Origin of the sequence: Pseudomonas sp. Z4-20, assembly GCF_051131955.1 — a bacterium.
In the GTDB taxonomy this organism is placed as follows: domain Bacteria; phylum Pseudomonadota; class Gammaproteobacteria; order Pseudomonadales; family Pseudomonadaceae; genus Aquipseudomonas; species Aquipseudomonas marvdashtae.
Window position 1 is genome coordinate 3,692,963 of sequence record NZ_CP071641.1, and the last position, 19,109, is coordinate 3,712,071.

At 61.1% G+C, this 19,109-nt stretch carries 19 protein-coding genes; 18 read left to right on the forward strand and 1 reads right to left on the reverse strand.

Annotated features, from left to right (window positions below; genetic code table 11):
• The 3 genes from J3P82_RS16730 to J3P82_RS16740 all read left to right on the forward strand — a co-directional run bounded on the left by J3P82_RS16730 (position 1) and on the right by J3P82_RS16740 (position 3,083).
• Positions 1-789, forward strand: coding sequence for a lysostaphin resistance A-like protein (locus tag J3P82_RS16730; protein WP_434557840.1), 789 nt, complete (start codon positions 1-3; stop codon positions 787-789).
• A gap of 76 nt (positions 790-865) precedes the next feature.
• Positions 866-2,431 carry a methyl-accepting chemotaxis protein gene (locus J3P82_RS16735; RefSeq protein WP_434557841.1) on the forward strand — a complete coding sequence of 522 codons (1,566 nt, stop codon included), beginning with the start codon at positions 866-868 and terminating at the stop codon, positions 2,429-2,431.
• Positions 2,432-2,633: 202 nt separating this feature from the next.
• Positions 2,634-3,083, forward strand: a complete 450-nt coding sequence (locus J3P82_RS16740; protein ID WP_434557842.1) for a hypothetical protein — start codon at positions 2,634-2,636, stop codon at positions 3,081-3,083.
• A gap of 107 nt (positions 3,084-3,190) precedes the next feature.
• Here J3P82_RS16740 and J3P82_RS16745 read toward each other — a convergent pair whose 3' ends face one another.
• Positions 3,191-3,877 (reverse strand): alpha/beta family hydrolase, encoded by a 687-nt coding sequence (locus J3P82_RS16745; protein ID WP_434557843.1) that lies wholly within the window; start codon positions 3,875-3,877, stop codon positions 3,191-3,193.
• Positions 3,878-3,973: 96 nt separating this feature from the next.
• Between J3P82_RS16745 and ccoN (J3P82_RS16750) the strand changes: the two genes are divergently transcribed.
• The 15 genes from ccoN (J3P82_RS16750) (at position 3,974) to fnr (ending at position 19,074) form a co-directional block, all read left to right on the forward strand.
• Entirely contained in the window at positions 3,974-5,398 is a 1,425-nt protein-coding gene (ccoN, locus tag J3P82_RS16750) for a cytochrome-c oxidase, cbb3-type subunit I (RefSeq protein ID WP_434557844.1), read from the forward strand.
• A 10-nt stretch (positions 5,399-5,408) separates the two neighbouring features.
• Entirely contained in the window at positions 5,409-6,017 is a 609-nt protein-coding gene (gene ccoO, locus J3P82_RS16755) for a cytochrome-c oxidase, cbb3-type subunit II (protein WP_434557845.1), read from the forward strand.
• 4 nt (positions 6,018-6,021) lie between these two features.
• Positions 6,022-6,225, forward strand: coding sequence for a cbb3-type cytochrome oxidase subunit 3 (locus J3P82_RS16760; protein WP_434557846.1), 204 nt, complete (start codon positions 6,022-6,024; stop codon positions 6,223-6,225).
• Positions 6,222-7,178 carry a cytochrome-c oxidase, cbb3-type subunit III gene (gene ccoP / locus J3P82_RS16765; RefSeq protein ID WP_434557847.1) on the forward strand — a complete coding sequence of 319 codons (957 nt, stop codon included), beginning with the start codon at positions 6,222-6,224 and terminating at the stop codon, positions 7,176-7,178. Before J3P82_RS16760 ends, ccoP (J3P82_RS16765) begins: the two co-directional genes overlap by 4 nt.
• Before the next feature lie 510 nt (positions 7,179-7,688).
• A complete protein-coding gene (gene ccoN / locus J3P82_RS16770; protein WP_186636610.1) occupies positions 7,689-9,131 on the forward strand; it encodes a cytochrome-c oxidase, cbb3-type subunit I in 1,443 nt (480 codons plus the stop codon).
• Positions 9,131-9,739: a cytochrome-c oxidase, cbb3-type subunit II gene (gene ccoO / locus J3P82_RS16775; RefSeq protein WP_095943289.1), complete on the forward strand. Its 609-nt coding sequence runs from the start codon at positions 9,131-9,133 to the stop codon at positions 9,737-9,739. The genes ccoN (J3P82_RS16770) and ccoO (J3P82_RS16775) overlap by 1 nt, the downstream gene beginning before the upstream one ends.
• A 5-nt stretch (positions 9,740-9,744) precedes the next feature.
• Complete coding sequence (locus tag J3P82_RS16780; RefSeq protein WP_003175465.1) at positions 9,745-9,930, forward strand: CcoQ/FixQ family Cbb3-type cytochrome c oxidase assembly chaperone; 186 nt, start codon at positions 9,745-9,747, stop codon at positions 9,928-9,930.
• Entirely contained in the window at positions 9,927-10,910 is a 984-nt protein-coding gene (gene ccoP / locus J3P82_RS16785) for a cytochrome-c oxidase, cbb3-type subunit III (RefSeq protein WP_434557848.1), read from the forward strand. Before J3P82_RS16780 ends, ccoP (J3P82_RS16785) begins: the two co-directional genes overlap by 4 nt.
• Positions 10,911-11,388: 478 nt before the next feature.
• Positions 11,389-12,804, forward strand: coding sequence for a cytochrome c oxidase accessory protein CcoG (ccoG, locus tag J3P82_RS16790; protein WP_434557849.1), 1,416 nt, complete (start codon positions 11,389-11,391; stop codon positions 12,802-12,804).
• 11 nt (positions 12,805-12,815) lie between these two features.
• Positions 12,816-13,355: a FixH family protein gene (locus tag J3P82_RS16795; protein WP_434557850.1), complete on the forward strand. Its 540-nt coding sequence runs from the start codon at positions 12,816-12,818 to the stop codon at positions 13,353-13,355.
• A gap of 21 nt (positions 13,356-13,376) precedes the next feature.
• A complete protein-coding gene (locus tag J3P82_RS16800) occupies positions 13,377-15,827 on the forward strand; it encodes a heavy metal translocating P-type ATPase (protein ID WP_434557851.1) in 2,451 nt (816 codons plus the stop codon).
• 24 nt (positions 15,828-15,851) lie between these two features.
• Entirely contained in the window at positions 15,852-16,070 is a 219-nt protein-coding gene (ccoS, locus tag J3P82_RS16805; RefSeq protein ID WP_434557852.1) for a cbb3-type cytochrome oxidase assembly protein CcoS, read from the forward strand.
• Positions 16,063-16,746, forward strand: coding sequence for a sulfite exporter TauE/SafE family protein (locus tag J3P82_RS16810; protein WP_434557853.1), 684 nt, complete (start codon positions 16,063-16,065; stop codon positions 16,744-16,746). Before ccoS ends, J3P82_RS16810 begins: the two co-directional genes overlap by 8 nt.
• A gap of 116 nt (positions 16,747-16,862) precedes the next feature.
• A complete protein-coding gene (gene hemN, locus J3P82_RS16815) occupies positions 16,863-18,245 on the forward strand; it encodes an oxygen-independent coproporphyrinogen III oxidase (protein WP_434557854.1) in 1,383 nt (460 codons plus the stop codon).
• 94 nt (positions 18,246-18,339) lie between these two features.
• Positions 18,340-19,074: a fumarate/nitrate reduction transcriptional regulator Fnr gene (gene fnr, locus J3P82_RS16820; RefSeq protein WP_434557855.1), complete on the forward strand. Its 735-nt coding sequence runs from the start codon at positions 18,340-18,342 to the stop codon at positions 19,072-19,074.
• Positions 19,075-19,109: the final 35 nt, after the last annotated feature.

A 19,109-nucleotide genomic window follows, 5' to 3' on the forward strand; every position in this document is an offset into this window, starting at 1 on the left:
ATGCTCGCCCTACCCTGGCCGTACCTGGCCCTTCTCTCGATCGGTTATGGCCTGGCCCTCGCCTACGGCCACCTGGCCTGGACTGCGATCATCTCGGTCGCGCTGCTGCTGTTTGCCGGGTACGCGGTGCGCCAGCGACAAACGCCGGTCGGGCAGTTTCTTGGGCATTGCCTGTTCATTGTCCTTGCGGTCGCGCTGGCATTGCACTGGATGCCGGGGTTCTTCAACGGCCGGGCGATCGCGGCGCAACGCTTCAGCGATGACGCCGTGCGGTTTGCCATGTATCTGAACCAAGACAAACCCCTGATCGGTTTCTGGCTATTGCTGGCATGCCCCTGGATCGTGGGTCGCCGCTCATTTCGCGGCGCTGTTTACGGCACGGCCCTGGGACTGACCCTGAGCGCGCTATTAGCCTTGGGCGGGGCCATGTTGCTGGGCATGATCCATTGGGCACCGAAATGGCCGGACCAGGCGTGGATCTGGGTGCTCAACAATCTTTTATTGGTGACGTTGGTGGAGGAAGCACTGTTTCGTGGCTACATCCAGGGTGGCCTGAGCCGACGCTTCAAGCATCTGCGCCATGGCGACAATCTCGCGTTGCTGCTCGCCTCGCTGCTGTTCGGCCTGGTCCATGCCGGTGCCGGTTGGCATTGGGTGCTGCTGTCGGGCCTGGCCGGGATCGGTTACGGCCTGGCCTATCGGTTGGGCGGTCTGAGCGCAGCGATTGCCACACATTTTGCCCTCAACCTGCTGCATTTCGCCCTATTTACCTACCCGATGCTGGCGTGATACCGCCGGGCAGAATTTCTTCAACAAAAAGCTGACGGTGCCGACAACCTTTCAAAGCCTTGCGGACTACACCACCATGCGTAACAACCAACCTATTACACAACGCGAAAGGACCTTCCCGGCCCAGCAGAGATTGATTTCCACCACCAATACCAAGGGTGTGATCACTTACTGCAACGACGCATTCGTTGAAATCAGTGGGTTCTCGAAGGAAGAGCTGATCCATTCGCCGCACAACCTGGTACGCCATCCCGACGTTCCGTCGGCCGTGTTCGCCCACATGTGGGACACTCTGAAACAAGGCTTGCCATGGATGGGTATCGTCAAGAACCGCTGCCAGAACGGTGACCATTACTGGGTCAACGCCTACGTCACGCCTGTATTCGAAGGCAATCAGGTGGTCGGCTATGAATCGGTACGGGTCAAACCCAGTGCCGAGCAGATCTCCCGGGCCGAAGCGCTCTATCAACGCATCAACCAGGGCAAGGCCGCAGTCCCGAGCAGCGACAAATGGCTGCCGATCCTGCAGGACTGGCTGCCATTCATCCTGGTCAGCCAGTTGAGTTTCGTCGTCGGCGCGTTCCTCAATTCGTCCTACGGTTTCGCCCTGGCCGCCCTGTTGTCGGTGCCGTTGGGACTGATGGGGCTGCAATGGCAGCAACGCGGCATCAAGCGCCTGCTGCGCTTGGCCGAGCAAACCACTTCCGACCCGTTGATCGCGCGGATGTATACCGACAGCCGCGGCGTCCAGGCGCGCCTGGAAATGTCGATCCTCAGCCAGGAAGCACGTTTGAAAACCTGCCTGACCCGTCTGCAGGACACCGCCGAACATCTGAACGCCCAAGCCCGACAGTCGAATGCACTGGCTAACGACAGTTCCACCGGCCTCGAGCGTCAACGAGTGGAGACCGAGCAAGTGGCCACCGCCGTCAACCAGATGGCCGCGACCACCCAGGAAGTCGCCAGCCACGTGCAACGCACCGCCGATGCCACCCAGGAGGCCAATCGCCTGACTGGCCGCGGGCGCGATATCGCTGGGGAAACCCGCGAAGCCATCGAACGCCTGTCCGTCGTCGTGGGTGAGACCGGACAGACCGTGACCCAACTGGCCAAGGACAGCGATGAGATCGGTGGCGTGGTCGACGTGATCAAAGGCATCGCCGACCAGACCAACCTGCTGGCCCTCAACGCCGCCATCGAAGCGGCCCGTGCCGGGGAGATGGGTCGCGGCTTTGCCGTGGTGGCCGATGAAGTGCGCCAACTGGCCCAGCGGACCAGTGAATCCACCGGGCAGATCCATGCCCTGATCGCCAAGCTCCAGCAGACCGCCAACAATGCGGTACAGACCATGGAGGCCGGCCATCGCCAGGCCGAAGAAGGCGTGGCGCGTGTGATGGAAGCGGACCAGGCGCTGGTGGGGATCAGCGAGGCGGTGGCCCACATCACCGACATGACCACCCAGATCGCTGCTGCGACCGAGGAACAGAGTTCGGTCGCCGAGGAGATCAGCCGCAACATCAGCAACATCTCGCAACTGGCCGACCAGACCTCCGGCCAGGCCCACAGCTCGGCGCTGCTCAGCGAAGAACTGACTCGCACGGCCAATACCCAGTATTCGTTGGTGGAGCGGTTCAACCGCTGACTTCCATGGGCAAATCAAAAACCCGGACAGCGAGAGCTTCCGGGTTTTTAGCGGCTATGCCAAAGCGCCAGAATATCTACTAAAAACACTCTGACACCCTATTCGCCCCTCTCTACCTGTCAACTCTGACAGTAGAACCGGAATTGCAGGCGCCCTAATCTTGAACAGCAAGAAAAAACGGCGATTTCAATAGGGATTTCGAATGAACAGTCAGATCTTCTACATTCCGGAAAAAGAACCCCGCTTGATTGAGGGAAATTCATTTACTTGGGACGTGGGCGCAGGGCTCGTCACTGCCGAACATACCAAGCTCATCCTGCATAACCATCCATTGGATAGAGGCTGGACTTTTTATGGCCGCACCGGTTCTGGAAGCGAATGTACTCATTTCAGTTTCAAACTTTTTATTCCTTATGCCGGCGATGAAGTTCTAGACGCCACCTATACACATGAAGGCGGACTCAGCTTCAGTCATCTCTATTCCGGTACGTTGCCCGATTTTTATAGGTTGGCCACTACTAAAAGCGCCGAATTGACCATCAAGCTTGATCCCAGGAGAGGGACGGCAACGGGGAACTTCACCGCTCTTATAGAAAAAGAGGGGCAGGAAATGCGCCCGACGGGGGCATTCGAATTAATCCGCGACCAATGAGCAATTCATTGCGGTTCGAATGATTTAATCGCGAGCAGGCTCAATTCCAGGAAGTAAAAATTGCAGCGAGCCTGTTCGCGACAAGGCAGTGACAGTCAGGCAAAGAGTTATTTAAGAAATTCTGTCACCCTCCGTGCCGCCGCTCCCAAATGCTGCTCATGACTGAACCCCGAAGCCTTCAACGGCTTGAGGTCATGATCCCCCGCCACCAACCACAACACCTCGATGTTCGGTGACAAGGTGTAGCCCTGCACCGCCGCCCGATTACCCAACGCATCGCGTTCGCCCTGGACGATCAAGGTCCGGGTCTTCAACCCCGCCAAATGCTCGACCCGCGGTTTCTCCGGCTTGCCCACCGCGTAGAAGGGATAACCCAGGCACACCAGCGCATCGGCACCCAACTCATCGGCCAGCAGGCTCGCCATGCGCCCGCCCATGGACTTGCCGCCAACGGCCAGCCGCCCAGCGACATAAGGCCGCACCGTGGCGTACACCTCCCGCCAGCATTCGAGCAGCTTAGGGGCCGGGTTCGGTGGACGCTTGCCCCCGTCCAAGCGACGCTGCGCCATGTAGGGAAACTCGAAGCGCAGCACGTTGACGCTTTGTGCGGCAAGGCGCGCGGCCATTTCGTTCATAAAGCCGCTGTCCATCGGCGCACCGGCACCATGGGCCAGGATCAAGGTCGGCGTCTCGGCGCCGGTACTGGGCTGCGCGGCTGTCCACAACCAACCATGTTCCGCCACGCATCGCGCCCATTGATCCCCGTCAATACTGGCCTTGTGCTGTTTGTCCATGCTTGCCTCGCTTTTAGTCTGCCTATAACTCCAGGCGAAGAACGCCGCACTGCCTTGCGCAGGCGCTCACTTCGGCTGAACCGTGGATGGGGAACCATGAACACTTCTATCAGTACCGCCTACAACTACAAGGTGGTCCGCCAATTCGCCATTATGACGGTGGTGTGGGGCATCGTCGGCATGGGGCTCGGGGTTTTTCTCGCGGCCCAATTGGTCTGGCCGCAGCTCAACTTCGATTTGCCCTGGACCAGCTTCGGTCGCCTGCGCCCGCTGCACACCAACGCGGTGATTTTCGCCTTCGGTGGCTGCGCCCTGTTCGCCAGTTCGTTCTACTCGGTGCAACGCACCTGCCAGACCCAGCTGTTTGCGCAGAAACTCGCCGCGTTCTGCTTTTGGGGTTGGCAGTTGGTGATCCTGCTGGCGGCCATCAGCCTGCCACTGGGTTACACCAGCTCCAAGGAATACGCCGAGCTCGAATGGCCGATCGACATCCTGATCACCATCGTCTGGGTCGCCTACGCCATCGTGTTCTTCGGCACCGTGGCCAAGCGCAACACCAAGCACATCTACGTCGGTAACTGGTTCTTCGGCGGGTTCATCTTGACCGTGGCGCTCCTGCACATCGTCAATAACCTGGAATTGCCGGTGAGCTGGACCAAGTCCTACTCGGTCTATGCCGGGGCCACCGATGCGATGGTGCAATGGTGGTATGGCCACAACGCCGTGGGCTTTTTCCTCACCGCGGGCTTCCTGGGGATGATGTACTACTTCGTGCCGAAACAGGCCGAGCGCCCGGTGTATTCCTATCGCTTGTCCATCGTGCACTTCTGGGCACTGATCACCCTGTACATCTGGGCCGGCCCACACCATCTGCACTACACCGCGCTGCCGGATTGGGCGCAGTCGCTGGGCATGGTGATGTCGCTGATCCTGCTGGCGCCCAGCTGGGGCGGCATGATCAACGGCATGATGACCCTCTCGGGCGCCTGGCATAAGTTGCGCAGCGACCCGATCCTGCGCTTTTTGGTGGTGTCCCTGGCGTTCTATGGCATGTCGACCTTCGAAGGCCCGATGATGGCGATCAAGACCGTCAACGCCCTCTCCCACTACACCGACTGGACCATCGGCCACGTACACGCCGGTGCACTCGGCTGGGTGGCGATGATTTCCATCGGTGCGCTGTACCACATGATTCCGAAAGTCTTTGGCCGGGCGCAGATGCACAGCATCGGCCTGATCAACGCGCACTTCTGGCTCGCCACTATCGGCACCGTGCTCTACATCGCTTCGATGTGGGTCAACGGCATTGCCCAGGGCCTGATGTGGCGCGCGGTGAACGAGGACGGCACGCTCACCTATTCCTTCGTAGAAACCCTGGTGGCCAGCCACCCCGGCTTCATCGTGCGGCTGGTAGGCGGGGCAATCTTCCTCAGCGGCATGCTGCTGATGGCCTACAACACCTGGCGCACCGTGCGGGCCTACCAGCCTGCCGAAGCTGCCGCTGCCGCGCAGATGGCTTGAGGAGTCCGCCATGAAACACGAGACAATAGAAAAAAACGTCGGCCTGCTGATGCTGCTGATGGTCCTGGCCGTGAGTATCGGCGGCCTGACCCAGATCGTGCCGCTGTTCTTCCAGGACGTGACCAATAAACCGGTGGACGGCATGAAGCCCTACACCGCCCTGCAACTGGAAGGCCGCGACATCTACATCCGCGAAGGCTGCGTCGGCTGCCACTCGCAGATGATCCGTCCATTCCGCGCCGAGACCGAGCGCTACGGCCACTACTCCGTCGCCGGCGAAAGCGTCTGGGACCACCCGTTCCTGTGGGGCTCCAAGCGCACCGGACCGGACCTGGCCCGAGTCGGCGCGCGCTACTCCGATGACTGGCACCGCGCCCACTTGTACAACCCGCGCAACGTCGTACCCGAGTCGAAAATGCCGGCCTATCCATGGCTGGTCACCCAAGCGGTCGACAGCAGCCACACCGAAGGCAAGCTGCGCGCCATGCGCACCCTCGGCGTGCCCTACACCGATGATGACATCGCCACCAGCGTGGCCTCGCTCAAGGGCAAGACTGAAATGGACGCGCTGGTCGCCTACCTGCAAGTGCTCGGCACTGCCATCAAGAGCAAGAGGTGAGCCCATGTTCCTTGAAATGAGCACTGGAATGATCCGCGGCCTGGGCACGGTCGTGGTGTTCATCGCCTTCATCGGCCTGACCCTGTGGGTGTTCAGCAGCAAGCGCGGCCCGGAATTCGCCCAGGCGCGCCTGCTGCCATTCGCCGACGAACCGCCCGCCGAAACCGCCCTTCCCCAAGACCCTGCAACAAGGAGCACCTGGCCATGACTACCTTCTGGAGTACGTGGATCTGCGTACTGACCCTCGGCAGCCTGATCGGCCTGACCTGGCTGCTGATCGGCACCCGCAAGGGCGAGACCAAGGGCAGCGTCGACCAGACCATGGGCCACAGCTTCGACGGCATCGAGGAGTACGACAACCCGTTGCCGCAATGGTGGTTCCTGTTGTTCGCCGGCACGTTGGTATTTTCCGTGGGCTATCTGATTCTGTATCCAGGCCTGGGCAACTGGAAAGGCATCCTGCCCGGCTACGAGAATGGCTGGACCGGCGCGCATGAATGGGAAAAGGAAATGGCCAAGGCCGACGCCAAGTTCGGGCCGATCTTCGCCAGATTCGCCGCCATGCCGGTGGAAGAAGTCGCCAAGGACCCGCAGGCCCTGAAAATGGGCGGTCGCCTGTTCGCCTCCAACTGCTCGGTTTGCCATGGGTCGGACGCCAAGGGCGCCTTCGGCTTCCCGAACCTGGCCGACAGCCATTGGCGCTGGGGCGGCAATGCCGAAACCATCAAGGCGACGATCCTGGGCGGTCGCATGGCGGCGATGCCGGCCTGGGGCGAAGTGCTGGGAGACGCCGGGGTGAAGAACGTGGCCGCGTATGTTCGCCACGACTTGGCTGGCCTGCCGCTGCCGGCCGACAGCGGTGCCGACCTGCAAGCCGGCCAGCAGGCTTTCAACAGCACCTGCGTCGCCTGTCACGGCGCCAACGGCCAAGGGACCGAAGCGATGGGCGCGCCGAACCTGACGCAACCGGCCGGTTTCATCTACGGCACCAGCCTGGCTCAATTGCAGCAGACCATCCGCCACGGCCGCCAAGGCCATATGCCGGCGCAGAATGAATTGCTCGGCAATGACAAGGTGCAACTGCTCGCGGCCTACGTCTACAGCCTTTCGAAGAGTGGGGAGCAGTTGAGCGGCGAGCGTCAAGCTGCAAGCTTCAAGTAAAAGCAAAAGCAAAAGCAAAAGCAAAAGCAAAACCTGCAAGCGACGAGCACCCCACTTGAAGCTTGCAGCTTACAACTTGCAGGTGCTTCTTTTTGTCACACCCCTCCCATCGTCTCCTTTCGGTTCCCCGCAATCGCGTCTAAGCTTGCCTTTACGTGCACTGGCGACTGCCGGTTTCAGGTCGACCCGACCCGATGCGTTCGACATTCGTTCGTTGAAAAAAGCCGCAAAGGCAGGTGGATACCGGCTATTGCGTCAGTTGCCTGGCATCACCCGAACGCCGTGCTCGAACACACCCCGTTACAACCGACCCGACCCCCTCGCCTCTTTCCTGCGTTGCGACATTTTGCCAAGGGCCAATTTTGTCCCTACACAGAACATGGAAAGGCCGCAGAATCAGCTTTGGAAAGCATTGACCCAGGTCATGGCGCGTTGCAATGACCCCCCGCTTTCTCCATACTTGCGACCGATTTTTATCCTAATAAAACACCCAAACCGTGGAACCTTAGAATGAGCACAGCAATCAGTCCGACTGCTTATAACTATAAGGTAGTCCGCCAGTTCGCCATCATGACGGTGGTCTGGGGGATCCTTGGCATGGGGCTTGGTGTCTTCATCGCCTCGCAACTGGTCTGGCCGGAGTTGAACTTCGATCTGCCATGGACGACTTTTGGACGCCTGCGCCCACTGCACACCAACCTGGTGATCTTCGCCTTCGGTGGTTGTGCCTTGTTTGCCACTTCTTACTATGTCGTGCAGCGAACCTGCCAGACGCGACTGATCTCCGACAGCCTCGCCGCCTTCACCTTCTGGGGTTGGCAAGCGGTGATCGTCGGCGCGATCGTGACCTTGCCAATGGGTTTCACTACCACCAAGGAATACGCGGAACTGGAATGGCCCCTGGCTATTCTGCTGGCCATCGTCTGGGTGACCTACGGTTTGGTGTTCTTCGGCACCATCGTCAAGCGCAAGACCAAGCACATCTATGTTGGCAACTGGTTCTACGGTGCCTTCATCGTCGTGACCGCCATGCTGCATATCGTCAACCACGCATCGCTGCCGGTCAGCTTCTTCAAGTCGTATTCGGCCTACTCGGGGGCGACCGACGCGATGATCCAGTGGTGGTACGGCCACAACGCCGTGGGCTTCTTCCTGACCACCGGTTTCCTCGGGATGATGTATTACTTCGTGCCGAAACAGGCCGAGCGTCCGATCTACTCCTATCGCCTGTCCATCGTGCACTTCTGGGCACTGATCACCCTGTACATCTGGGCCGGCCCGCACCACCTGCACTACACCGCGCTGCCGGACTGGGCGCAGTCGCTGGGCATGGCAATGTCGATCATCCTGCTGGCGCCAAGCTGGGGCGGCATGATCAACGGCATGATGACCCTCTCGGGCGCCTGGCATAAGCTGCGCACCGACCCGATCCTGCGGTTCCTGGTGGTATCCCTGGCGTTCTACGGCATGTCGACCTTCGAAGGCCCGATGATGGCGATCAAGACCGTCAACTCGCTGAGCCACTACACCGACTGGACCATCGGCCACGTACATGCCGGTGCACTCGGCTGGGTGGCGATGATTTCCATCGGCGCCATCTACCACATGATCCCGAAACTGTTCGGTCGTGCGCAGATGCACAGCACCGGCCTGATCAACGCGCACTTCTGGCTCGCCACCATCGGCACCGTGCTCTATATCGCCTCGATGTGGGTCAACGGCATTACCCAAGGCCTGATGTGGCGTGCGATCAACGACGACGGCACCCTGACGTACTCGTTCGTCGAAGCCCTGCAAGCCAGCCACCCTGGCTTCATCGTGCGTGCACTGGGCGGCGCGTTCTTCGCCAGCGGCATGCTGCTGATGGCCTACAACGTGTATCGCACCGTTCGTGCCTCTGACCCGGTTGAAGCAGAAGCCGCCGCCAAGATCGCCGTAGTTGGAGCTCACTGATGAAGCACGAAGCAGTAGAGAAGAATATCGGCCTGCTGGCCTTCTTCATGGTCATCGCCGTCAGCATCGGCGGCTTGACCCAGATCGTTCCGCTGTTTTTCCAGGACGTGACCAACAAGCCGGTCGAAGGCATGAAGCCGCGTACCGCCCTCGAACTGGAAGGCCGCGACGTCTACATCGCCAACGGCTGTGTCGGCTGCCACTCGCAGATGATCCGTCCGTTCCGCGCCGAAACCGAACGTTACGGCCACTATTCCGTTGCCGGTGAAAGCGTCTGGGACCACCCGTTCCTGTGGGGCTCCAAGCGTACCGGCCCGGACCTGGCCCGCGTTGGCGGCCGTTACTCCGATGACTGGCAGCGTGCGCATTTGTACAACCCGCGCAACGTAGTGCCGGAATCAAAGATGCCGGCCTACCCGTTCCTCGTAGAAAACAAGCTCGACGGCAAAGACACTGCCAAGAAAATGGAAGTCTTGCGCACCTTGGGCGTGCCTTACACCGATGAAGACATCGCCGGTGCCAGGGATGCCGTGAAGGGCAAGACCGAAATGGACGCGCTGGTGGCCTATCTGCAAGGCCTGGGCACCATCATCAAAAGCAAACGGTGATTTAGATGGATATCGGGATGATTCGTGGCCTGGGCACCGTCGTCGTGATGGTGGCCTTTATCGGCCTGGCCCTGTGGGTGTTCAGCCCCAAGCGCAAGTCGGAGTTTGAAGACGCGACCTTGCTGCCGTTCGCGGATGATCCCGAAGCCATCAAGCACGTCGAGCAAGCTTCTAGGAGTAACAAAGAATGACAACATTCTGGAGTCTGTACGTCACAGTCCTCAGCCTGGGAACGATCTTCGCCCTGACCTGGCTGTTGCTGTCGACCCGCAAGGGCCAGCGCAGCGAAGCCACCGAGGAGACGGTCGGCCACTCCTTCGACGGGATCGAGGAGTACGACAATCCACTGCCAAAGTGGTGGTTCATGCTGTTCGTGGGCACCATCATTTTCGCCCTCGGTTACCTGGTCCTCTATCCGGGCCTGGGCAATTGGAAAGGCCTGCTGCCAGGCTACAACTACCTGGACAATGAAAAGCAGACCGCTTTCGCCAACGGCCAGACCGGCTGGACCGGGGTGCACGAATGGGAAAAGGAAATGGCCCGCTCGGACGCCAAGTTCGGTCCGATCTTTGCCAAGTTCGCTTCCATGCCGATCGAAGAAGTCGCCAAGGACCCTCAAGCCCTGAAGATGGGTGGCCGCCTGTTCGCCTCCAACTGCTCGGTCTGCCATGGTTCCGACGCCAAGGGCGCCTACGGCTTCCCTAACCTGACCGACGCCGACTGGCGCTGGGGCGGCGAGCCGGAAACCATCAAGACCACCATCATGGGCGGTCGTCATGCCGTCATGCCGGGATGGGCTGCCGTGGTTGGCGAGCAAGGCGTTGCCGACGTGTCGGCCTATGTGGTGACCAGCCTGCACGGTCGTAAATTGCCGGAAGGTGCCAAGGCCGATCCGGCCAACGGCCAGAAACTGTTCGCAGCCAACTGCGTGGCCTGCCACGGTCCTGCCGGCAAAGGCACGCCCGCCATGGGCGCACCCGACCTGACGCATCCGGCCGGCTTCATCTACGGTTCGAGCTTCGCTCAGTTGCAGCAGACCATCCGTTACGGTCGCCAGGGCCAGATGCCGGCCCAGGCCGATCTGCAAGGCAACGACAAGGTTCACCTGCTGGCCGCTTACGTCTACAGCCTGTCTCACGGCGAAAAGGCTCCGGCCGCTGACGCGCAATAAGACAACCGCTTGAGACATCAAAGGCCCCGCCAATCAGATTGGCGGGGCCTTTTGTTTACCGGCTCGAAACAGGGGTAAAACTGTTCGTGGCGAGGGAGCTTGCTCCCGCTGGGTGGCGAAGCCGCCCCAGAAAATCGCCACGCTTTTCCAGATCGGACCGCGCCAGCCTGATTTACGACGGCTGCGCCGCCGAGCGGGAGCAAGCTCCCTCGCCACAAAAGGCCTCCTCGCCACGAACAGGGGAGCCCTCATAACGCGGCCTTCGTTTCGCCAACGCCATGCACTGTCTATAGTCAATTGATCTGGGTCATGACTTGTTACATCCGCTACACCATTCGGCCCCCGCTCCCAACGCGACCAAAGGTCGCACCCTTGCACTAGAGCGACAGGCGTATCATTGCGCCACTGCAATACCCTTTCTGACCGTGGTCGGCACGTACTGGCCTCGGCACTTTTCCACTGCCGTGGGATGCAATTGATGAGCAACCAGATTCCTGTACATGACGTTACCCCGCCTGCCAAGGACGCCAACAAAAGCGTCGACCTGTATGCCTCTCGGGAAAAAATCTACACCCGCGCCTTCACGGGCCTGTTCCGTAACCTGCGAATGGTTGGCGGGGCGTTATTGTTCCTGCTGTATTTCGGTACGGTCTGGCTGAGCTGGGGTGGCCACCAGGCTGTCTGGTGGAACTTGCCGGAACGCAAATTCTTTATTTTTGGCGCCACCTTCTGGCCCCAGGATTTTATCCTGCTGTCCGGGCTGCTGATCATCGCCGCCTTCGGCCTTTTTTTCATTACCGTGTATGCCGGACGGGTCTGGTGTGGCTATACCTGCCCACAGAGCGTATGGACCTGGATCTTCATGTGGTGCGAAAAAGTCACCGAAGGCGACCGAAACCAGCGCATCAAGCTCGACAAGGCGCCCATGAGCGCCAACAAAATCTCACGCAAGTTCGCCAAGCACAGCCTGTGGCTGCTAATCGGTTTCGCCACCGGCATGACCTTCGTCGGTTACTTCACACCCATCCGCGAACTGGTGTTCCAGTTCTTTACCGGCGAGGCCGATGGTTGGTCGTACTTCTGGGTCGGCTTCTTCACCCTCGCCACTTATGGCAATGCCGGCTGGCTGCGCGAACAAGTGTGCATCTACATGTGTCCCTACGCCCGCTTCCAAAGCGTGATGTTCGACAAGGACACCCTCATCGTTTCCTATGACCCGCGTCGCGGTGAAAGCCGCGGCCCGCGCAAAAAAGGCATCGACTACAAGGCGCTGGGCCTGGGGGACTGCATCGATTGCACCATGTGTGTCCAGGTCTGCCCCACCGGTATCGATATCCGCGACGGCTTGCAGGTCGAGTGCATCGGCTGCGCGGCCTGCATCGATGCTTGCGACAACATCATGGACAAGATGGAGTATCCCCGCGGCCTGATCAGCTACACCACCGAACACAACCTCTCGGGCCAGAAAACCAATAAACTTCGCCCGCGCCTGATCGGTTATGCCTTGGTGCTACTGGCCATGATCAGCCTGCTGGTGACGGCGTTCTTCATGCGCTCGCTGGTGGGTTTCGACGTCAGCAAGGACCGCGTGCTGTATCGCGAAAACGCCGAAGGCCGGATCGAGAACGTCTACAGCCTGAAAATCATGAACAAGGACCAACGCGACCATACGTACATTCTGGAAGCCGCCGGCCTGCCCGATCTCAAGCTGCAAGGGCGTCGGGAAATCAAGGTGGCCGCCGGCGAGATCTTCAGCCAGCCGGTTGAATTGTCCAGCGCACCGGAACAACTGCCATCGAGCACCAACGAGGTGACATTCATCCTCAAGGATGCCGATGACGACAGCGTCCATGTTGAAGCCAAGAGCCGGTTCATCGGCCCACAGACTCGTTGAGAGAAATGAACATGCCTGCAGCAACCGCCACCAGCCCTTGGTACAAGCACCTCTGGCCGTGGATCATCATTGCGATCCTGACCTGTTCGGTGACACTGAGCCTGACCATGGTGACCATCGCCGTGAAGAACCCGGACAACCTGGTCAACGACAATTATTACGAAGCCGGCAAGGGCATCAACCGCTCGCTGGAGCGAGAGTTGCTGGCCCAGACACTGCAACTGCATGCCAATGTGCAACTGGATGATGTGACCGGCGAAGTGAACCTGCGCCTGAACGGCAACAGTCGCCCCCAGGCCCTGGAACTGAGCCTGATCTCGCCAACCCAGCCGGAGAAGGATCGCAAGGTCGTCCTGACCCGCAACGACAGCGAGCCGGGGCGCTACGTCGGCCAGTTGACGGACAGGATCGAAGGCCGGCGTTTTGTCGAATTGCTAGGCGTGGAGAGCGACCAGACCTGGCGCCTGTTCGAAGAAGAACAGATCAACCACGACCAGGCCATCCTGCTTGGCGATGAGCCATTGCAAGGCGCTGAAGACCTGAAGAAATAAGCTGCCTTTGTGGCGACAACCATGACCACCCCACAGCCCTGCTACCACTGCGCCCTGCCCGTCCCTGCTGGCAGTCGCTTCACCACCGTTGTCCTCGGCGAGACTCGCGAGCTGTGCTGCCCGGGCTGCCAGGCCGTGGCCGAGGCGATCGTCGCCGGCGGCCTGGAAAGTTACTACCAACATCGCAGCGAAGCGTCGGCCAATCCCCAGACCCTGCCGGTGCAACTGACCGAAGAACTGGCGCTGTATGATCGCCCCGATGTGCAGCAGTCGTTCATTCGCCATGAAGGCGAGCTGGCCGAGACTACCCTGCTCATGGAAGGCATCAGCTGCGCCGCCTGCGGCTGGTTGATCGAAAAACAACTGCGCAGCCTGCCGGCCGTGGCCGAGGCGCGATTGAACCTGTCCAACCATCGCTTGCACGTCCGCTGGGCCGACGGGCAACTGCCGCTGAGCACGCTGCTCGCCGAGCTGCGCCAGATCGGCTACGCCGCCCATCCGTACCAGGCCGACCAAGCCTGCGAACAGCTCGCCGCGCAGAACCGCCTGGCCCTGCGCCAGTTGGGCGTGGCCGGGTTGCTGTGGTTCCAGGCCATGATGGCGACCATGGCCACCTGGCCGGAATTCAACATCGACCTGAGCCCGGAGATGCACACCATCCTGCGCTGGGTTGCGCTGTTCCTCACCACCCCCATCGTCTTCTACAGCTGCGCGCCGTTTTTCAAAGGTGCCATGCGCGACCTGCGCACCCGCCACCTGACCATGGACGTTTCGGTATCCCTGGCCATTGGCGGCGCCTACATCGCCGGGATCTGGACCGCCATCACCGGGACCGGCGAGCTGTATTTCGATGCCGTCGGCATGTTCGCCTTGTTCCTGCTCGCCGGCCGCTACCTGGAGCGCCGCGCCCGCGAACGCACCGCTGCCGCCACCGCCCAATTGGTCAACCTGCTGCCGGCCTCGTGCCTGCGCCTGGACGACCAGGGCCAGAGTGAGCGCGTCCTGCTCAGCGAGCTGCGCATGGGCGACCGCGTGCTGGTCCAGCCTGGGGCGATCCTGCCCGCCGACGGTCGGATTCTCGACGGCCAGTCCAGCGTCGACGAATCACTGCTGACCGGCGAATACCTCCCGCAACCTCGTCAGGCGGGCGACGCGGTGACGGCGGGTACGCTTAACGTCGAGGGTGCGCTCACCGTCGAAGTGCAGGCCTTGGGGCTCGACACCCGATTGTCCGCCATCGTGCGCCTGCTCGAACGTGCCCAGGCCGAAAAACCGCGACTGGCGGAAATGGCCGACCGCGCCGCCCAATGGTTCCTGCTGTTCTCACTCGCTGCCGCGACGGCCATCGGCCTGCTGTGGTGGCAGCTGGATGCTTCGCGCGCGTTCTGGATAGTCCTGGCGATGCTGGTCGCGACGTGCCCTTGCGCGCTGTCCCTGGCGACGCCAACCGCCCTGACCGCCGCCACCGGCACCCTGCACAAACTCGGCCTGCTACTGACGCGCGGTCATGTGTTGGAAGGCCTGAACCAGATCGACACGGTGATTTTCGACAAGACCGGCACCCTCACCGAAGGCCGCCTGGCGTTGCGCGCGATCCGAACACTCGGGGCACTCGACAGTGACCATTGCCTGGCCCTGGCCGCCGCCTTGGAAAACCGCTCCGAACACCCTATCGCCAGGGCTTTCGGCCGTGCGCCATTGGCCGCCGAGCATGTACAAAGCACTCCTGGGTTGGGACTCGGAGGCGTGGTAGGCGAACAATCCCTGCGCATCGGCCATCCCGGCTTTGTCTGCGAACTGAGTGGCGCAGCAGCGCCGGTGATGCCGGATGAACCTGGACAATGGCTGTTGCTGGGCGATCAGCTGGGGCCGCTGGCCTGGTTTGTGCTCGACGATCGCTTGCGCGTCGATGCGCCGGCCCTGCTCGCGGCGTGCAAGGCCCGGGGCTGGCGAACCTTGCTGCTGTCGGGCGACAGCTCGCCGATGGTGGCCAACGTCGCCGCCGAACTGGGTATCGATGAAGCCCGCGGCGGCTTGCGTCCGGATGACAAGTTGGCCGTGCTCCGGCAACTGCACCAGCAAGGCCATAAAGTGCTGATGCTTGGCGACGGCGTGAACGACGTCCCGGTGCTGGCGGCGGCGGATATCAGCGTCGCGATGGGCTCGGCCACCGACCTGGCCAAGACCTGCGCCGACGCAGTCCTGTTGTCCAACCGCCTCGGCGCCCTCATTCACGCCTTCAGCCTGGCCCGGCGCACCCGCCGGGTGATCATCGAGAACCTGGTCTGGGCCGGGTTGTACAATGGCCTCATGTTGCCGTTCGCCGCCCTCGGTTGGATTACGCCGGTGTGGGCCGCGGTCGGCATGTCCATCAGCTCGTTGACGGTGGTGTTGAATGCGCTGAGGCTGACCCGTCAACCCAAGGCGCAGGTGTTCGACGCCACCCCCGATACCCGTCCGCTGCCGGCCTGAGCCGCGCGGGCATGGAGTTCCGACATGCCAGCTCTCTACGTGATGATCCCTGCCGCGCTGCTGATCGTAGCCATCGCCGTCTACATTTTCTTCTGGGCCGTGGACAGCGGCCAATACGATGACCTCGACGGTCCGGCCCATAGCATTCTGTTCGACGACCAGGACCCGAACCACAAGGCCGCCGTGGACGAGGCCAGCGGCGACGAGCGCAAACCGGACGACAAGGCCCCGCCCCATGCTTGATCTGGCGCCCTTGCTGGTTTCGGCCGTCATCCTTGGCCTGTTGGGTGGTGGACATTGCCTGGGCATGTGCGGCGGGTTGATGGGCGCCCTGACCCTGGCAATTCCCAAGGAACAGCGCAGCCGGCGCTTTCGATTGTTGCTGGCGTACAACCTCGGACGAATCCTCAGCTACGCCACGGCCGGCTTGCTGATCGGCCTGGCCGGCTGGGCCGTGGCAAACAGCCCGGCGGCAATGGTCATGCGGGTGCTGGCCGGTCTGTTGCTGATCGCCATGGGCCTGTATCTGGCAGGTTGGTGGAGTGGCCTGACACGGATCGAAAGCGTCGGGCGTGGCCTGTGGCGGCATATCCAACCCGTCGCCAATCGCCTGCTGCCGGTGTCGAGCCTGCCCCGGGCCCTGCTGCTCGGCGCGCTGTGGGGTTGGTTGCCGTGCGGGTTGGTCTACAGCACCCTGCTGTGGTCCGCCAGCCAAGGCAATGCGCTGGACAGTGCTTTACTGATGCTCGCCTTTGGCCTGGGCACCTGGCCGGTGCTGCTCGCCACCGGCCTCGCCGCCGAACGCGTCACGGCATTGTTACGCAAACGCAGCGTGCGCATGGCTGGCGGCTTGTTGGTGATTGTCTTCGGAATCTGGACTTTGCCAGGGCCGCATCAGCATTGGCTCATGGGGCATTGAGCCGGTTACACAGGGATACGTTGGCAGCGGGCTTGCCCTGTTGACGTAAATCAACACGCTCCTTCCACCGCCCCGATAAACTTTCAAGCATGCCAGCCTATCCGGGGAACGCCCGCATGCTCGACGCCATTCGTTGGGACTCAGACCTGATCCGCCGCTACGACCTGGCGGGCCCACGCTACACCTCGTACCCGACCGCGGCGCAGTTTGCCGGCCAAGTGGGCAGTTTCGATTTGCTCCACGCCCTGCGCGATAGCCGCAAAGCGCTCAAGCCGCTGTCGCTGTATGTACACGTGCCGTTCTGCGCCAATATTTGCTACTACTGCGCCTGCAACAAAGTCATCACCAAGGATCGCGGCCGGGCCCATGTCTATCTGCAACGCCTGGAGCAGGAAATCCAACTGATCGGTTGCCACCTGGACCCGGCCCAGCGCGTGGAACAGCTGCACCTTGGCGGCGGTACGCCGACCTTTCTCAGCCATGCCGAGTTGCGTCAGTTGATGGCCAAGCTGCGCAAACACTTGAACTTGGTGGACGACGATTCCGGCGACTACGGCATTGAAATAGACCCTCGGGAAGCCGACTGGTCGACCATGGGACTGCTGCGGGAGCTGGGCTTCAACCGGGTCAGCATCGGCCTGCAGGATCTTGACCCGGCCGTGCAGCGCGCCATCAATCGCCTGCAAAGCCTGGAAGAAACCCGCGCCGTGGTCGAAGCCGCCCGGACCCTGCAGTTTCGTTCGATCAACATCGATTTGATTTACGGCTTGCCCAAGCAAACCCCGGAAAGCTTTGCCCGCACTGTCGAGGAAGTTATCAGCCTGCAACCGGACCGCCTGTCGGTGTTCAACTATGCCCACCTGCCGGAACGCTTCATGCCCCAGCGGCGCATCAACAGCCAGGACCTGCCGAACCCGCCCCAGAAACTGGCGATGCTGCAAGGCACCCTCGAACAGCTGACCGCCGCCGGTTATCGCTACATCGGCATGGATCACTTCGCCCTGCCCGACGACGAACTGGCAATCGCCCAGGAAGAAGCGACCTTGCAGCGCAACTTCCAGGGCTATACCACCCATGGTCATTGCGACCTGGTCGGTCTGGGCGTGTCGGCCATCAGCCAGATCGGCGACCTCTACTGCCAGAACAGCAGCGATTTGAGCCACTACCAGAACACCCTGTCCGACGGGCAACTGACGACCAATCGCGGGCTGGTGTGCAACGCTGACGACCGGGCGCGACGGGCGGTAATCCAACAACTGACCTGCCAGTTCACGTTGGCGTTCGCCGAGATCGAGCAGGCCTTCAATATCGATTTTTGCGAGTATTTCGCCTCGATATGGCCGCAACTACAGGCAATGGCCGACGACGGGCTGATCGAATTGACGAATACGCACATCAAGGTATTACCCGCCGGGCGGTTGCTGGTGCGCTCGGTCTGCATGGTGTTCGACGTGTATCTGGAGCATCAGAACCGACAGCGTTTTTCCCGCGTCATCTGAGCGCGACAATTTGACGGTGATACCGCGCTGGCCGGAGTTAGTATGCTGGGTTACCCTTACGGCTTATGTGTGTTTTCCCACAAGGATTTAAGAAATGTCCGAGCCAGTCAAATCGCGCGCTCATAACCAGGCACACTGCAAGGACTGCAGCCTGGCCCCCCTGTGCCTGCCACTTTCATTGAATCTGGAGGACATGGACGCGCTGGACGACATCGTCAAACGCGGACGTCCATTGAAGAAAGGCGAGTTTCTGTTTCGCCAGGGCGATGCCTTCAATTCGGTCTTTGCCGTACGCTCGGGCGCCTTGAAGACCTTCAATCTGAGCGACGGCGGCGAAGAGCAGCTCACGGGTTTCCACTTGCCCAGCGAACTGGTGGGCCTGTCGGGCATGGACACCGAGAGCCACCCGGTCTCGGCCCAAGCGCTGGAAACCACCTCGGTCTGCGAAATTCCTTTTGATCGTCTCGACGAGCTGTCCGTGCAGTTACCGCAACTGCGCCGTCAATTGATGCGGGTGATGAGTCGGGAAATCCGTGACGACCAGCAGATGATGCTGTTGCTCTCGAAGAAAACCGCCGACGAACGCATCGCCACGTTCCTCGTCAACCTCTCGGCACGCTTTCGTGCCCGTGGGTTTTCCGCCAATCAGTTTCGCCTGAGCATGTCGCGCAACGAAATCGGCAACTACCTGGGCCTGGCGGTGGAAACCGTGTCTCGGGTGTTTACCCGTTTCCAGCAGAATGAATTGATCGCCGCCGAAGGCAAGGAAATCCACATCCTCGACCCGATCCAGCTTTGCGCCCTGGCTGGCGGCTCGGTAGAAGGCTGATACGCCTGCGCGGCTGAGGCTTTCGCCCCGCCGCG

Bases quoted from the DNA above. Each gene is read 5' to 3' on its own strand.
- J3P82_RS16730 (WP_434557840.1), top strand. From the start codon at position 1: ATGCTCGCCCTACCCTGGCCGTACCTGGCCCTTCTCTCGATCGGTTAT.
- J3P82_RS16735 (WP_434557841.1), top strand. From the start codon at position 866: ATGCGTAACAACCAACCTATTACACAACGCGAAAGGACCTTCCCGGCC.
- J3P82_RS16740 (WP_434557842.1), top strand. From the start codon at position 2,634: ATGAACAGTCAGATCTTCTACATTCCGGAAAAAGAACCCCGCTTGATT.
- J3P82_RS16745 (WP_434557843.1), bottom strand. From the start codon at position 3,877: ATGGACAAACAGCACAAGGCCAGTATTGACGGGGATCAATGGGCGCGA.
- ccoN (WP_434557844.1), top strand. From the start codon at position 3,974: ATGAACACTTCTATCAGTACCGCCTACAACTACAAGGTGGTCCGCCAA.
- ccoO (WP_434557845.1), top strand. From the start codon at position 5,409: ATGAAACACGAGACAATAGAAAAAAACGTCGGCCTGCTGATGCTGCTG.
- J3P82_RS16760 (WP_434557846.1), top strand. From the start codon at position 6,022: ATGTTCCTTGAAATGAGCACTGGAATGATCCGCGGCCTGGGCACGGTC.
- ccoP (WP_434557847.1), top strand. From the start codon at position 6,222: ATGACTACCTTCTGGAGTACGTGGATCTGCGTACTGACCCTCGGCAGC.
- ccoN (WP_186636610.1), top strand. From the start codon at position 7,689: ATGAGCACAGCAATCAGTCCGACTGCTTATAACTATAAGGTAGTCCGC.
- ccoO (WP_095943289.1), top strand. From the start codon at position 9,131: ATGAAGCACGAAGCAGTAGAGAAGAATATCGGCCTGCTGGCCTTCTTC.
- J3P82_RS16780 (WP_003175465.1), top strand. From the start codon at position 9,745: ATGGATATCGGGATGATTCGTGGCCTGGGCACCGTCGTCGTGATGGTG.
- ccoP (WP_434557848.1), top strand. From the start codon at position 9,927: ATGACAACATTCTGGAGTCTGTACGTCACAGTCCTCAGCCTGGGAACG.
- ccoG (WP_434557849.1), top strand. From the start codon at position 11,389: ATGAGCAACCAGATTCCTGTACATGACGTTACCCCGCCTGCCAAGGAC.
- J3P82_RS16795 (WP_434557850.1), top strand. From the start codon at position 12,816: ATGCCTGCAGCAACCGCCACCAGCCCTTGGTACAAGCACCTCTGGCCG.
- J3P82_RS16800 (WP_434557851.1), top strand. From the start codon at position 13,377: ATGACCACCCCACAGCCCTGCTACCACTGCGCCCTGCCCGTCCCTGCT.
- ccoS (WP_434557852.1), top strand. From the start codon at position 15,852: ATGCCAGCTCTCTACGTGATGATCCCTGCCGCGCTGCTGATCGTAGCC.
- J3P82_RS16810 (WP_434557853.1), top strand. From the start codon at position 16,063: ATGCTTGATCTGGCGCCCTTGCTGGTTTCGGCCGTCATCCTTGGCCTG.
- hemN (WP_434557854.1), top strand. From the start codon at position 16,863: ATGCTCGACGCCATTCGTTGGGACTCAGACCTGATCCGCCGCTACGAC.
- fnr (WP_434557855.1), top strand. From the start codon at position 18,340: ATGTCCGAGCCAGTCAAATCGCGCGCTCATAACCAGGCACACTGCAAG.